Origin of the sequence: Gluconobacter sp. P5E10 (genome assembly GCF_018812145.1) — a bacterium.
In the GTDB taxonomy this organism is placed as follows: domain Bacteria; phylum Pseudomonadota; class Alphaproteobacteria; order Acetobacterales; family Acetobacteraceae; genus Gluconobacter; species Gluconobacter cerinus.
Genome location: NZ_JACRVZ010000001.1, coordinates 551,134 through 565,803 on the forward strand (window position 1 = coordinate 551,134; position 14,670 = coordinate 565,803).

The 14,670-nt window shown below is 57.9% G+C and carries 13 protein-coding genes; 8 read left to right on the forward strand and 5 right to left on the reverse strand.

Features of this window, described 5'->3' with window-relative positions; all coding sequences use genetic code 11:
- Positions 1-2: 2 nt before the first annotated feature.
- Positions 3-2,057 carry a glycine--tRNA ligase subunit beta gene (gene glyS, locus KP707_RS02475; RefSeq protein WP_215751555.1) on the reverse strand — a complete coding sequence of 685 codons (2,055 nt, stop codon included), beginning with the start codon at positions 2,055-2,057 and terminating at the stop codon, positions 3-5.
- On the reverse strand, positions 2,050-2,928 hold the full coding sequence (locus KP707_RS02480) for a glycine--tRNA ligase subunit alpha (protein WP_202206523.1): 879 nt from the start codon (positions 2,926-2,928) through the stop codon (positions 2,050-2,052). Before KP707_RS02480 ends, glyS begins: the two co-directional genes overlap by 8 nt.
- A gap of 574 nt (positions 2,929-3,502) precedes the next feature.
- Here KP707_RS02480 and KP707_RS02485 point away from each other — a divergent pair.
- The 5 genes from KP707_RS02485 (at position 3,503) to KP707_RS02505 (ending at position 9,537) form a co-directional block, all read left to right on the forward strand.
- Entirely contained in the window at positions 3,503-4,270 is a 768-nt protein-coding gene (locus KP707_RS02485) for a DUF2076 domain-containing protein (protein ID WP_046899725.1), read from the forward strand.
- Positions 4,271-4,418: 148 nt separating this feature from the next.
- Complete coding sequence (locus KP707_RS02490; RefSeq protein ID WP_215751554.1) at positions 4,419-5,942, forward strand: FAD-dependent oxidoreductase; 1,524 nt, start codon at positions 4,419-4,421, stop codon at positions 5,940-5,942.
- 81 nt (positions 5,943-6,023) lie between these two features.
- Positions 6,024-7,820: an aspartate--tRNA ligase gene (gene aspS / locus KP707_RS02495; RefSeq protein WP_211502033.1), complete on the forward strand. Its 1,797-nt coding sequence runs from the start codon at positions 6,024-6,026 to the stop codon at positions 7,818-7,820.
- A 135-nt stretch (positions 7,821-7,955) separates the two neighbouring features.
- On the forward strand, positions 7,956-8,600 hold the full coding sequence (locus KP707_RS02500; protein ID WP_211502237.1) for a CPBP family intramembrane glutamic endopeptidase: 645 nt from the start codon (positions 7,956-7,958) through the stop codon (positions 8,598-8,600).
- Between the two features lie 118 nt (positions 8,601-8,718).
- On the forward strand, positions 8,719-9,537 hold the full coding sequence (locus tag KP707_RS02505) for an alpha/beta fold hydrolase (protein WP_211502034.1): 819 nt from the start codon (positions 8,719-8,721) through the stop codon (positions 9,535-9,537).
- A gap of 45 nt (positions 9,538-9,582) precedes the next feature.
- On the opposite strand, the gene KP707_RS02510 is transcribed toward KP707_RS02505, so the two are convergent.
- Positions 9,583-10,677, reverse strand: coding sequence for an alkene reductase (locus KP707_RS02510; protein ID WP_211502035.1), 1,095 nt, complete (start codon positions 10,675-10,677; stop codon positions 9,583-9,585).
- Positions 10,678-10,807: 130 nt separating this feature from the next.
- Between KP707_RS02510 and KP707_RS02515 the strand changes: the two genes are divergently transcribed.
- Positions 10,808-11,707: a LysR family transcriptional regulator gene (locus KP707_RS02515; protein ID WP_211502036.1), complete on the forward strand. Its 900-nt coding sequence runs from the start codon at positions 10,808-10,810 to the stop codon at positions 11,705-11,707.
- 136 nt (positions 11,708-11,843) lie between these two features.
- Positions 11,844-12,137: a hypothetical protein gene (locus KP707_RS02520; RefSeq protein WP_080951390.1), complete on the forward strand. Its 294-nt coding sequence runs from the start codon at positions 11,844-11,846 to the stop codon at positions 12,135-12,137.
- A gap of 45 nt (positions 12,138-12,182) precedes the next feature.
- Here KP707_RS02520 and KP707_RS02525 read toward each other — a convergent pair whose 3' ends face one another.
- Together KP707_RS02525 and KP707_RS02530 are read right to left on the reverse strand one after the other, a co-directional pair.
- Positions 12,183-12,953, reverse strand: a complete 771-nt coding sequence (locus tag KP707_RS02525; RefSeq protein ID WP_211502038.1) for an exodeoxyribonuclease III — start codon at positions 12,951-12,953, stop codon at positions 12,183-12,185.
- 4 nt (positions 12,954-12,957) lie between these two features.
- Positions 12,958-13,302 carry an iron-sulfur cluster assembly accessory protein gene (locus KP707_RS02530; protein ID WP_046899719.1) on the reverse strand — a complete coding sequence of 115 codons (345 nt, stop codon included), beginning with the start codon at positions 13,300-13,302 and terminating at the stop codon, positions 12,958-12,960.
- A gap of 185 nt (positions 13,303-13,487) precedes the next feature.
- Between KP707_RS02530 and KP707_RS02535 the strand changes: the two genes are divergently transcribed.
- Positions 13,488-14,651: a deoxyguanosinetriphosphate triphosphohydrolase gene (locus KP707_RS02535; protein ID WP_211502039.1), complete on the forward strand. Its 1,164-nt coding sequence runs from the start codon at positions 13,488-13,490 to the stop codon at positions 14,649-14,651.
- The last annotated feature ends 19 nt before the right edge of the window (positions 14,652-14,670 follow it).

Sequence of the window (14,670 nt, forward strand, 5' to 3'; positions counted from 1 at the left end):
GTTCAGCCCTCGATCTGACCGAAATCGGCGATCAGGGCTGTGGTCGTGCGGAAAGTCGCCAGAAGCTTCAGACGGTTGGCGCGAATGTCGGCTTCCGGGGCGTTGACGGTAACAGCATCGAAAAAGCGGTCCAGCGTCGGGCGCAACGCTGCAATCGCCTGCATTGCATCGGTGAAACGCTCGTCTTTCAGGGCCGTCTCGATTGTGGGCACAGCGCTGCTCAGGCCGTCTGCCAGAGCGCGCTCTTCGTCCTGCGCGTAGAGAGACGCATCCGGCGTTCCCTTGTGAGGACCGTCCTTCTTGTCTTCGATGCGCAGAATGTTGGCGGCGCGCTTGGCTGCGGCGAGAAGGTTCTTGCCGTCTTCCGTCTGGATCATGTCAGACAGCGCCGAGGTGCGGGCCAGAAGGCGCACAAGATCGCCATCCAGACCGCCTGCCAGTGTGGCAGCCAGAACGTCATGGCGTTCGCCTTCGCTGCGGAGCTGAACGCGCAGACGGTCTGCCATGAAGTCCGGCAGTTTGGCGAGTTCTCCGCCGGCGCGACCATTTGCCGCCTTGGCAAAGAGGTCCGTCAGGTCCAGGCGCAGGCCGTTGTCACGAATGGTGCGGATCACACCCAGTGCCGCACGACGCAGGCCGTACGGATCTCCTGAGCCGGTTGGTGTCTCGCCAATGGCAAAGAAGCCAGCCAGAAGATCCAGGCGGTCCGCAAGGGCCACGGCAATCGAGACAGGCGCTTTTGCCGTATCGTCGGACTGGCCGCGCGGCATGTAATGCTCGGCCACAGCCTTTGAAACGGCGTCGCCTTCGCCATCATGTGCTGCGTAATAGCCGCCCATGACGCCCTGAAGTTCTGGGAATTCGCCGACCATACCGGTCGTCAGATCAGCTTTAGACAGCAGGCCTGCGCGCTTTGCCTGTTCGATCTGCTCTCCGCTCAGGCCCATGGCCGCAGCGACAGTTCCGGCAAGATCGGAAATCCGCTTGGCACGCTCGCCCTGCGTTCCCAGTTTCGCATGGAAGGTCACGGCATCGAGGGCTGCCACGCGGTCCGCGAGCTTTGTCTTGCGATCCAGATCCCAGAAGTGGCGAGCATCGGCGAAACGGGCGCGCAGAACACGCTCGTTTCCGGCGATCGTCAGCTTGCCACCGTCCTTGAACGGCAAGTTGGCGACGAAAGCGAAGAACGGTGCGGCATTGCCGTCTGCATTGCGCAGGGCGAAGTAGCGCTGATTGATGCGCATCGAGACCTGCATGACTTCGGCGGGCAGGTCCATGAATGCGTCGTCGATGCGGCCCAGAAGCGGAACCGGATATTCGACCAGACCGGCGACTTCATCGACCAGTCCTTCATCTTCCACAACCGTAATGCCCTGCTGTTCAGCCAGACGGTGAACACCGGTACGGATCATGTCGCGGCGCTTGTCCGCGTCAACGATGACGGAGCGTGTTTCCAGCTCTTCCAGCCATTGATCTCCCGAACGGACTTCAAACCCGCCGGGCGCCAGAAAGCGGTGACCTTCAGACAGGTTGGAGGATTTCAGGCCGTGGGCATCGTCCCCATCGCGGGTGAGCGAGAAGGGAACGACCTTGCCATCAAGCAGGCAGGTGATGCGACGAAGCGGGCGCACCCATGAGAAGTTCGAGCCTGCACCCCAGCGCATGGACTTGGCCCAGGGGAACTTCCACAGAAGGTCTGGCACGGCTTCAGCCACGCGGCTTTCTGCGCTTACGGGATCAAGCTGTTTGTTCAGAACCCAGAAACCGTTTTCCAGTGTGAGTTCATCAGCCGTTACGCCATGCTTGCGGGTAAAGCCTTCCAGAGCCTTTTCCGGTGCGCCTTCGCGAGGGCCACGTTCGGAGACGGTACGAGCCGGGATTTCGGCGTCGACGTTCAACACGGTCGCGATGCGGCGGGTACCGTAGAACGTTTGAATACCGGATGGGTTAAGGCCATCGAGCGCCTTGGTCAGAAGGGCACCGAGTTCGCTTGCAGCCTTGGGCTGCATGCCTGCCGGGATTTCCTCGCAGAACAGTTCAAGCAACAGTTCAGCCATTGGACGTCTCCTCCTCGCCAGCAAGCCACGCTTCACAGGAGGCTTTCGCCAGCGTCCGGACGCGTCCGATATAGGATGCGCGTTCAGAAACGGAAATCACGCCGCGGGCATCCAGAAGATTGAAATAATGGGAAGCCTTCAGGCACTGATCGAACGCAGGCTGTGCGACGCCAGCTTCCGCCAAACGGATGGACTCTTTTTCCGCATTGTTGAAATGCGTGAGCAGCATCTGCGTATCGGCCAGTTCGAAGTTATGACGGGAATAGTCACGTTCTGCCCGCAGGAACACGTCCCCGTACTTCAGGCCTTTGCCGTTGAAGTCCAGGTCATAAACGTTCTCAACGCCCTGAACATACATGGCCAGCCGTTCCAGACCGTAAGTCAGTTCGGTGGAAGGCATGACGGTAGGGATACCGCCAACCTGCTGGAAATACGTGAACTGCGTGACTTCCATGCCATCACACCAGACTTCCCAACCCAGACCCCAGGCGCCGATCGTCGGGTTTTCCCAGTCGTCTTCCACGAATCGGATATCGTGCTTTTCGGGATCAATCCCGATGGCGCGATAGCTCTCCAGAAGCAGATTCTGGCTCTCTTCCGGGGTTGGCTTCAGCAGCACCTGATACTGATAATAGTGCTGGAGACGGTTCGGGTTCTGGCCATAACGACCGTCCGATGGGCGGCGGCAGGGCTGCACATAGGCCGCAGCCCATGGCTTCGAGCCCAGAGCGCGCAGGGTCGTATGAGGGGAGAGCGTTCCGGCTCCGACTTCTGTGTCATAGGGTTGCAGGATGGCGCAGCCCTTTTCAGACCAGAATTGATGAAGGCGCAGGATCAAGTCCTGAAAGCTGAGCGGCCGGGTCGCAGACAATTCAATAGGCTCCGGTTGGCAAAATTGGCGGTTACCTTACAGCCTGAGGTCCAGAACCGGAAGTGAGCGGGGTTATTGGGCTACTAGATCGCTGAAAATTCGCTGCCAGCCTTATCAAACGCGGCTTTACCGCCAGAGCTGGCGTTTATCCCGGCGGCTACTTTCAGCACGGAGGCATGTCTTCTGTCTGAGCCGCAAGGGTGGAGAAGGTTGAATACACATCCACAGCAATTTCGTTCAGGGCGAAGCTCCGGCCATCACATGATTCGACTTAGCTTGCTACCGGCTTGGATGCAGCCGTGACATCCCGGATGTCCTCGTCAAATTGACGAATCGCTATGACACGGGAATGGCTGGAAAGGCCCGGGTAGCCCAAGCATGAAACTAAAGATCGGACACTGTGTTTGACTGCATGATATGCAGGTCATCGTGAGCCTTGAAAGCAGTCAGGCGCGTTACGTCTAATTTAGTAACAGGCCTGATGGAGCTGCAGGTCGATCCCTTGTCGATTGAGCGCTGGTGCCTCATATGATGGGGGAGAACGTAACTTCTTCGTCTGGAAGGATCAAAGACGATGAACAACGAAGAACGCGAAGTCATTTCCCGCTTTATCGGCCGTGTTGGCGGTGCGCAGCAGGGAGGTGGCTTCAGCCAGCAGCAGATGCCAGCTCTTCCGCCGATCGACCCTGAAGCTGATCGCTTCATTGCCGATAACTTCCAGAAATATCCGGAAGCCCGTTATCGCGTGACGCAGATGGCGGTTGTGCAGGAAGCAGCTCTTGCTCAGGCGCAGAACCGTATCCGTCAGCTGGAATTTCAGCTTCAGCAGGCACAACAGCAGCTTCAGCAGGCTCAGCAGAGCCGTCCTTCCGGAAGTGGCGGACTGTTTGGTGGTCTGTTCGGCGGTGGCAACAATAACCGCCAGCAGGCTTCTGCTCCGCCTCCGGGCTGGGGAGCGCAAGGTGGCGCCATGCCTCCGCCAAACTTCCAGCCGCAGCAGCAGTATGGTTATCCGCCAGGATATCAGCCTGGCATGTTCCAGCGCGGTGGATCGGGCTTCCTCGGCTCCGCTCTGACGACGGCTGCGGGTGTAGCTGGCGGCATGATGGCAGCGAACGCGCTTGAAGGTCTGTTCAGCGATCATCATTCCGGTGGGGACGCCGGTGCTTTTGGTGGCGGCGGAGAAACCATCATCAACAACAACTATGGTGATGCTGGCTCCGATCCGTTCGGTGGTGCAGGCACGGATGCAGGCGGCGGCTTCACGGATTCCGATTTTGGCGGCGGCGGAGGAGACTTCGGCGGTGGCGGAGACGGTGGTGGCTTCGACGACATGTTCTGAAGGTGCAGCGTGTTACGCCTGATAGAGCTTCTATCCAGAAAACCCGCCGGGCGTTGTCCCGGCGGGTTTTTTGCTGTTTGCCAACCCAAATGCCTATGCTGCGTTTGTTTCTGTAACGAGATTTTCCACTATTTTCAGGGGCTGTCCGATGAGCACCAATGATTTTCGCGACCTAGTGGCCTTCAAGGATCTGGAAGAGGGACAGATTGCCTCTTTTTCCATTGAGGGGACTTCGGTCGTTCTGGTGAAGGACGGCGAGGAAGTGCATGCCTTGGGTGGCAAGTGCCCCCATAAGGAAGCGCCGATGGAGCAGGGCGCGTTCTGCAAGACTGAAAAAGGCAGTGTATTGGTCTGTCCTTGGCATAAGGCGGTTTTCGATGCCGTTGATGGCAGTCTCGTAGAGCCGCTCGCTCTTGAGCCCCTGCCACGGTATCCGGTGGAAATTGTTGACGGCCGTGTGTTGGTCGGCACCAGCCCCATGAAGCGGGATGTGCCATCAGCGCGTCAGGAGGAGGAAACCGTCCTGATCCTCGGCGCCGGTGCAGCAGGCCTGATGGCTGCGGTGACGCTCCGTCAGGAGGGATTTGCCGGGAAAATCACGATGGTGACGGAAGAAAAGCACCGTCCATATGACCGGACGGCCCTGAGTAAGACCGTATTGCTGAGCGAGCCGGAGAAAGCGCACGCTCCTTCGCTGCGAAGCGAATCTTTTTATGGCCAGCATCGTATTGGTCTGAAGCACGCAACAATTCAGACCTTCGATCCTGCTACCAAGACGGCTGAATTATCAGACGGAACGAGTGTGTCTGGTGATCATGTTCTGATCGCAACGGGCGCGCGGTCCAAGCGTCTGGACATTCCCGGTGCAGACCTGAAGCGCGTCTTTACGCTGCACAGGGAGCAGGATGCGGAAGACATTGCCCGGGTTATTGACCCGGATCAGGCCGTAACGATCATCGGTGCGAGTTTCATAGGCCTGGAAGTGGCTTCCTGCCTGCGACAGCGCGGTGTGGGAGTGACTGTTATCGCCTCCACGGATGTTCCGATGGAAAAACACTTTGGTCGAGAGATTGGAACGCGTCTGCGCCAGTTACATGAAGAAAATGGTGTGGCGTTCATTTCCGACGCAAAAGTTGTGAAAATTTACGGAGAGAAAAAGGCCGAAGGCGTGGAGTTGGAAGATGGCATGAAGCTGCCAGCATCTTTCATTCTGGCCGGCATTGGCGTGACGCCTGCAACCGGATTTGTGCAAGGCTTAGACCGGGATGAGGACGGTGCCATCGTTGTCGATCATCTGATGCGGGCAGCGCCCGGTGTTTACGCTGCAGGGGATGCGTCCGCGATCCTGCATGAGGGGAAACCACGGCGAATCGAGCATTGGCGTCATGCGCAGGTGCAGGGACGGATCGCCGCAATGGCCATGATGGGACACGAGACCAGCCATATGCCGACGCCATGGTTCTGGACGCAGCAGTTTGGCAAGAAGATCGAGCTGCTGGGGTGGGGCGAGAGCTTCGATAACGTCAGCCTTGAAGGGGATATCAAGGGCTTCAGCTTCCTTGCGACCTATCTTAAGGACGGAAAGCCTGTTGCGTTGGCGGGCGCGGGTCATGCGTATGACATGGCCAGAGCCGCCGTCGATTTCGAAGGTTTTGTGCAGGAAAAGGTCTGAACCGCGCACGAAGCTTGACATGAGCGGGCCGTCCCGGCTTCCTGCGCCCACTTATCCGCCAGGACGTTGAAGAGGCCCGACATGCATCCATACCGCACCCATGACTGTAGCGCCCTGCGTGAACAGGACGCCGGACAGACCGTCCGCCTGTCCGGCTGGGTGCACAGCAAGCGCGACCATGGTGGCCTGCTGTTCATCGATCTGCGTGACCATTATGGCGTAACACAGGTTGTTATCCCGGCTGGAACGGACCTGCTGGAAAAGGCCGAGCGTCTTCGCGTTGAGAGCGTCATTACCGTCACCGGCAAGGTTGTGGTCCGTCAGGGTTCCCAGCGGAACCCGAACCTGCCGACGGGTGACATCGAAGTTCTTGCCGAAGAGCTGGAAGTCCGTTCCAACGCGGCTGTTCTGCCATTCCAAGTGGCAGGTCAGGAAAACTACCCTGAAGAGCTGCGCCTAAAGTACCGCTACATCGACCTCCGTCGCGAGAAGATGCACCAGAACATCATGCTGCGTAGCCGGGTCATCACCAGCCTGCGTCAGCGCATGATCCAGCAGGGCTTCACCGAGTTCCAGACGCCGATCCTGACGGCGTCTTCCCCTGAAGGTGCGCGTGACTTCCTTGTGCCGGCGCGTCTGCATCCGGGCAAGTTCTATGCGCTTCCGCAGGCTCCGCAACAGTTCAAACAGCTTGCGATGGTCGCGGGTTTTGACCGCTACTTCCAGATTGCTCCGTGCTTCCGCGATGAAGCCTCACGCGCTGACCGTAGCCCGGGCGAGTTCTATCAGCTCGACTTCGAGATGTCCTTCGTCACGCAGGAAGATGTCTTCACGGTTCTGGAGCCGGTTCTGGCTGGCGTCTTTAACGAATTCACGCCGGAAGGCTGGAAGATCACGGACGGTGCGTTCCCGCGTATTCCGTATGCTGATGCCATGCGCGATTATGGCTCAGACAAGCCGGATCTGCGTAACCCGCTGATCATCAAGGACGTGACGGATGCTTTCCGGGATTCCGGGTTTGGTCTATTCGCCAAGATCGCTGCCTCTGGCGGTCAGATCCGTGCGATCCCGGCACCGGGTGCGGGCGATCGCCCGCGTGGTTTCTTTGACAAGCTGAACACCTGGGCGCGTGAGAGCGGCGCAGGTGGTCTGGGCTACATCATTTTCGAGGCAGAAGGCGGCAAGGGCCCGATTGCCAAGAACCTTGAAGCTGAGCGCGTCGAGAGCATCCGTGAGATCTGCGGCCTGAAGGCTGGCGATGCCGTATTCTTTGCTGCGGGCAAGGGTGACGAAGTTGCCAAGTTCTCCGGCGTGGTCCGCACCAAGGTGGCAACGGAGCTGGACCTCATCGAGAAGAACGCATTCCGCTTTTGCTGGGTTGTGGACTTCCCGATGTTCGAGCTCAACGAAGAGACGGGCAAGGTCGACTTCTCCCACAACCCGTTCTCTATGCCGCAGGGGGGTCTGGACGCGCTGAACACGCAGGACCCGCTGACGATCAACGCCTACCAGTACGACATCGTCTGCAACGGCGTAGAACTGTCGTCCGGCGCAATCCGGAACCATCTGCCGGAAGTCATGCTGCGCGCCTTCGAGATCGCAGGTTATGGCCCGGAAGTGGTGGAAGAGCGCTTTGGTGGCATGCTGAACGCCTTCCGCTACGGCGCTCCGCCGCATGGTGGCGCTGCTCCGGGTGTGGACCGTATCGTGATGCTGCTGGCTGATGAGCCGAACATCCGTGAGGTCATTCTTTTCCCGCTGAACCAGAGCGGCGAAGACCTGATGATGGAAGCCCCGGCTCCGGTCGAGCCAGCCCGTCTGAAGGAACTGCATCTGGCGCTGGATCTGCCGAAGCCAAAGCCTGCTGTCACGAAGTAACGTATTCGAGCCTGACGTTTGAAAAAGCCGGTACTCCTGAAGGGGTATCGGCTTTTCTTTTGTCTGCGCTCCGAAAAGCTCAGGGGCATCATGATAGTCTACCTTTCCGGCTGAACTTCGGAAGGTCTGTTGTCTATGCCCGTTCGCCCGACTGTCTCTTTTGGCAGGTGCCTGTATCTGGGAGCAGAGTTCCTGGCGCTTTACGGCGGTGGCCCTTTGCTCATTCTGTCCCTTCGCCGGGCCGGGTTGTTGTTCGGCCTGCTCTGGGTTGCCGCGCTTCTGGCTTTCGTCTCGCTCAGGCACCAGAAGTCAGAGGGCCATGATTTTCCGGGAGAAGCACGCAGAATTTTACTGCGTTTCACAGGTCTCGCTCCACTGATCGTGTTGCTGACATGGTGGGTCTGGCCAGACGTGTTCCTCAGCCTGCCGAGACAGAAGCCTCTGTTCTGGCTGCTTGTCATGGTGCTCTATCCCATTCTGTCCGTCTGGCCGCAGGAGGTTCTGTACCGGGCATTTCTGTTCTCCCGATACGACTCTTTGTTCCGTATCGCGCCTGTGACGATCGCGGCCAGTGCCGTGGCATTCGGCTTTGCGCATATTCTGTTTCTGAACTGGATTGCCGTTGGCATGACGCTCATAGGGGGAGCGCTGTTTGCGAGCGATTACAGTCGGCATCGTTCGCTCACCCTGACCTGCTTTGAACACAGCCTGTACGGATGTCTCATTTTCACGGTGGGGTTAGGGCAGTTTTTCTACACGGGTGCGGCCTGGCATCAGTGATGAATGGAAATCTTACTATTCCATGATGTCTATATTGAGCATGACGAGCAGAGCTTATCGTAAGAGCAAGGTTTCAGGGGGAGCCGATGCTTTCCTGACCTCTTAACGGAGCAGATTCATGGCCAGATTTACGACATCCGACGGGGCAGAGATTTATTTCAAGGACTGGGGCACCGGAAAGCCCGTCCTGTTCAGCCATGGCTGGCCGCTGAGTTCAGACATGTGGGATTCACAGATGCTGTTTCTGGCACAGAACGGCTACCGTGTGATTGCCTTTGACCGGCGCGGGTTCGGGCGGTCAAGCCAGCCCTGGGATGGCAATACCTATGATCGTTTTGCTGATGATATTGCAGAACTGATCGAAATCCTGGATCTGAGAGATGTGACGCTGGTCGGCTTCTCGATGGGGGGCGGGGATGTCACCCGGTATCTGACACGCCATGGCAGTGACCGCGTTGCGAAGCTGGTGCTTCTGGGGGCTGTCACGCCTGTTTTCATGAAGCTGAACGATCATCCCGAAGGGGTTGATGCGGCTGTTTTCGATGGCATCATCGAAGGCTTGGTGAAAGACCGGGCCCAGTTCCTGAAAGACTTTGCGGTGCCCTTTTACGGGATCAATCATGGCGCGGAGATTTCTGACGGTGTTCTGGGGCAGACGCAGCAGATTGCTCTTCAGGCGTCCTTGCGGAGCACGATTGAGTGCGTCAAGGCATTCTCCGGGCTGGATTATCGGGAAGACATGAAGCAGATCACCGTCCCGACCCTGATTATTCATGGAGACGATGACCAGATCGTGCCTTTTGAGGCCACAGGTGCCCTGACGGCAAAACTGGTTCCGGGGGCGGTTCTCAAGGTTTACGCGGGTGCGCCGCACGGTTTTGCAGTCACCCATGGAGATCAACTGAACGCGGATTTGCTGTCTTTTCTGCAATCCTGATCAGAAAGACCCCGACCAGAAAAGCGTCGGGGTCTTTTTTTTTGCTCAATGCTGTGCTGCGTCGGCATAAAATGGATAGTCGGTATATCCCCGTGCATCGCCGCCATAGAATGTAGAGCGATCATAGGAATTCAGGGGCCGGTTCTGACGCAGACGCTCGACCAGATCCGGGTTTGCGAGGAATGAGCGACCAAAGGCGATCAGATCCGCCTGTCCAGAAGCCAGCAGGGCTTCGGCGCTTTGTCGGCCAAATCCGCCCGCGGCAATGATGGTGCGGGAAAAAACCTGCCGAAGCGTCCCGGCATCTACAGGGTCCGGTTCTGCATCGCCTCCGATGCGGGGTTGCACCACATGGAGATACCCAGCGCCTAGACGATCCAGTTCAGAAGCCACATAGCGGAACGTTGCCGGGCGGTTGCTGTCTGCCATGGTTCCATAACGCCCGCTTGGGGTTACGCGCACGCCAACCCGGTCCGGCCCCCATACGGTCATTGCAGCCTGAGTCACATCCAGCAGGAAACGGGCGCGATTTTCAAGTGAGCCGCCATAATCGTCAGTGCGGGTGTTGCTGCCATCCTGAAGGAACTGATCCGGCAGATATCCATTCGCACCATGGATTTCCACGCCATCAAAGCCGGCTTTCAGTGCGCGTTCGGCAGCCTGTTCGTAATCCTTGATGATCCCGGGAATTTCATCCCGATCAAGCGCGCGTGGCGTGTCGTAGGGTACCGTCCCCGTGAGCGTCCAGGCGTCTCCATCGGCGCGAATGGCTGAAGGAGCAACGGGAGCAACACCACCCGGCTGAAGGATGCGTGCGGACTGACGGCCAACATGCCAGAGCTGAAGAACCATTCTGCCGCCCTTGGCATGAACGGCGTCCGTGATGTGCTTCCATCCCGGGATCTGGCTTTCATCATAAATTCCGGCCGCCCGTTCAAAGCCATATCCGGTGAGGGAGACGGGGGATGCCTCCGAAATCAGCAGGCCGCCTTCCGTTGCGCGCTGGCTGTAATATGTGCGCATCAGATCATTCGGGAGGTTACCTTTACTGGACCTCATGCGGGTGAGGGGAGCCATGACAATGCGGTGGCTCAAGCGTGTCGGGCCAATAAAGCGTGGTGTGAAGAGAAGCGTCGTCATGCTGATGGTGTTCCGTTGTCTCAAAAGGATGTCCGGTATGGATGCGTCCTGTGACAGCCAGAATGGTTATTCTCTGATAATATGCGTAGATTGGTTTTTCAGATATTTATTATTCTTAAAGGGAATAAATATGGATCGTCTTCAAGCCATGACGGTGTTTGTAAAGGTGGTGGAGGTCGGATCTTTTTCAGGGGCTGCCCGTCTGCTGAACGTCGGTCAGCCATCGGTTTCCAAAGTCATCGCACAGCTTGAAGCCCATTTGGGCGCAGCGCTTCTCTTACGGTCCACGCACGGTCTCACCCCAACGGATGCCGGGCAGCGTTACTACGAGCGTGCAGCCAGAATTATCGAAGATGCCAGAGAAGCGGACAGTCTGGCGCGGGGAAGCGGCAAGGAACTGTCAGGGCGCTTGCGGATCGCTATTCCCACCACATTCGGGCGTATCCATCTGGTGCCACAACTCGGGCAGTTCACCGCACGATATCCCGGGCTCGAGCTTGACGTTCAAATGGATGACAGGCGCGTAGACCTGATTTCGGAAGGGATCGACATGGCCGTCAGGATTGGTCGTCCTGAAGATACAGCCGTGATTGGCCGACGTCTGGCGCGGGGGCGCCGATCCGTTATGGCAAGCCCCGCATATCTGGAAAAATTTGCTGCACCATCAGCCCCGGCAGATTTGGAAAACCATCAGATGGTTCTCTATGCACAGGGCCGACAGCTCCGAGCCGCTTTTACGAAGGACAATGACAGTCAGGAGGTTTCGCTACGGTCCGGGCTTCGTCTGAGTGCTGCGGAGGGAATTCGGGCTGCTGTTCTTTCGGGGCAGGGCATGACCATTGCGGCAGACTGGATGTTCGCACCGGAACTGGCAGCCGGATACATGCAACGGTGTCTGCCTGACTGGTCTTTGGAGGCGGTAGAGCTCTGGCTGTTATTTCCTGCGGGGCGGATGGTCAGTGCCAAAGTGCGGGCCATGGCAGATTTTGTAACTGAAATTGTTGACGATCTTCAGAAGGCGGAGCCCTGATCTCCGTGCAGCGAGAGAATTGTTACAGAGCGCAGCAGAGAATCTTTTTTCCGCCACAACTCCGCCTGATCACTGCCTTGTGAGGGCAGCAAGGTGCACTCCTACGCAGCGCCTTTTGTAAAAGGAGTGAGACGTTATGTTGAAACATCTGTCGGGCTTGCTCGCCGTGTCGGCGCTTTTTGTCGGAGCTATGGCTCTGCCACCCATTAGTGGCACGGCCCATGCCCAGTTCGTTCCTTATCAGGGGCCATATCGCCAGACGCCGCCCCCTCCGCCACATCCCCCCAATGAAAGAATTCCACCGCATGCACGCACGATGCAGTGGATCCCAGGGCAGTGGAAATGGGTCGGAAATGGCTATCAGTGGGTGCCAGGCCATCTGGCCCGGGTGCAAGCCCACAGGCCGCCGCCATACTCACCGCGGGGTTAAAACGGAAAAGCCGCTCCTTGAAAGGGAGCGGCTTTTTTTTGTGGCTTACCGGAGGGTCACAATCACCGGAACATGGTCTGAAGCTTTTTCAGTTGAACGCTCTTCACGGTCGATCGTGAACGAGACAAGCCGTTCGGTGACGCGTGGGGAGAGCAGGGCGTGGTCAATGCGCAGGCCTGAGTTCCGTTGGAATGCGGCGGCCTGATAGTCCCAGAAGGTGTAGTGACGACCAGTAGGATGAACAGCGCGTAGAGCGTCTGTCAGACCCAGCCATTGCAGGCGGTGGAAGGCTGCGCGGGTTTCCGGTCGCACCAGCGCATCAGTAGGCGACAGAGCCTTGGGCGCGAGATCTTCATCTGTGGGGCAGACGTTATAATCTCCGATGAAGGCGAATGACTTTTCGCTTTCCAGAAACTCTTTCCCCCGGACCGCCAGAGCCTCAAAGAACGCGAGTTTTTTGCTGTAGCCATCTTCTCCGCCGGAGTTTCCGTTGGGAAGGTAGAGGTTACCAATCGTCAGGCCATCAAGCTCACATTCAATATAACGAGCCGTGGGGTCATCGAAGCCTGGCAGAGTGTGCGTTGTGACGTCAAATGGGTGGCGGCCAATGAACGCTACGCCATTGTAGGCTTTCTGGCCTGTTGTGGCGACGTGATAGCCTGCGTCCTTGAAAACTGCCGGGAACTGGCTGTCCTCACATTTGATTTCCTGAAGGCAGAGCAGGTCGCACTCCGGATGACGCTCCAGCCAGTCCTGAACGAGATGCGCGCGGGCGCGGATGGAATTGATGTTCCAGCTTGCGAAGGTAAAGGACATTCGATCAGGCCAGCGAGAAGCTTGTGCCGCAACCGCAAGCTGAGGCTGCGTTGGGGTTCGTGACCGTGAAGTGCGCGCCCATCAGCTTGTCCACGAATTCCAGCTCGGCGCCTTCAAGCAGATCGAGGCTGGTTTCATCGACATAGACAGTCGCGCCATCGCGTTGGATCAGAACGTCATCATCGTTCTTCGTGCGATCCAGCTTGAACTGGTATTGGAAGCCATTGCAGCCCCCCGCCAGAACAGCGACGCGCAAAGCTAGCCCTTCGGGTTCCGGCTGGGCGGAAATGATTTCCACGATCCGTGCTGCCGCACTGGCAGACATGGTGAAGGAAGGGGTTTCGGACATTGCTCGTTCCCGGTTTCTGGAGGTCTGCTGAAAGGCAGGACGGTTCTGGTCCTGATTATATGGTCAGACTGGGGTCAGGGGCAAAGGGGTAGAGTTGCGCTGAAGGGAGCCTGTCGTAGAATGACGCGTTTGATCCAGCAATTAGAGTGCTTTCCGCGCCTAAGGATCATCAGGGGAGTGTGTTGATGCCTGCCATCTATGCGGTTCAGGAAAAAGGTGCGCGAGGCCGACTCTACCCGGAGACAGAAAGCCCTGTCCGTTCTCCATGGCAGCGGGACCGGGATCGCGTCCTGCACTCCGCCGGCTTTCGGACGCTTCAGTACAAGACGCAGGTGTTTATCAATCATGAAGGTGATTTCTTTCGCACCCGTCTGACCCATTCCCTGGAAGTCGCCCAGATTGCCCGTTCGATTGCCCGAAGCCTCGACCTGAATGAGGATCTGACGGAAGCGCTCGCGCTAGCCCATGACATGGGTCACACGCCGTTTGGTCATGCCGGAGAAGATGCTCTGGCCCTTGCCATGCAGGATTGGGGTGGTTTCGATCACAACACGCAGTCCCTTCGCCTCGTGACGTCGCTTGAGACGCGCTATCACGCTTTCGATGGTCTGAACCTGACATGGGAAACGCTGGAAGGGCTGGCGAAGCACAACGGCCCGGTTAAGCGCCCAACGCCTTATCTGGCTGAATATGATGCGCGCCATCATCTTGATCTCAGCAGCTACGCGTCAGCCGAAGCGCAGGTTGCGGCCATGTCGGATGATATTGCCTATCATGGCCACGATCTGGATGACGGGCTGAGAGCCGGTCTTCTGACGTTCGACGACATTGAAGATCTTCCCCTGGTGGGTGATGCGCTTCGGGCGTCGCGTGAGATGGAGCGTCGCACGGGTCGCGAAGCGATGGATCAGGCACAGCGTGTTCGTCATGAGACAATCCGCGTGGTGATTAACGCCCTCGCGACGGATTTGACGGATCAGACGCGCCGCAATCTTGAGGCTCTTAATCCGCAGTCCGCAGATGACATTCGCCATGCCGATCATGCGGTTGTGGCGTTCAGTCCCGAGATGCGGGAAAAGAACAAGGCTATCCGCAAATTTCTTTACGCCCGCATGTATCGCCACTGGCGGGTTAATCGCATGGCGCGTAAAGCGAAGATCGCGCTGGCTGAAATCTTTACGATCCTTTCAGAAGAGCCCGGCCTTCTGCCAGACCCGCTCAAGGATCGTGCCAACGCCGCAGATGATATGGAACGACGGCGTCTGGTGGCCAATTATATCGCCGGAATGACCGATCGTTTCGCGATGGAAGAACATCGACGGTTGACGGACCTCTCCGTGCTGGGCTGATAAAGCCCCTCCAAGACGA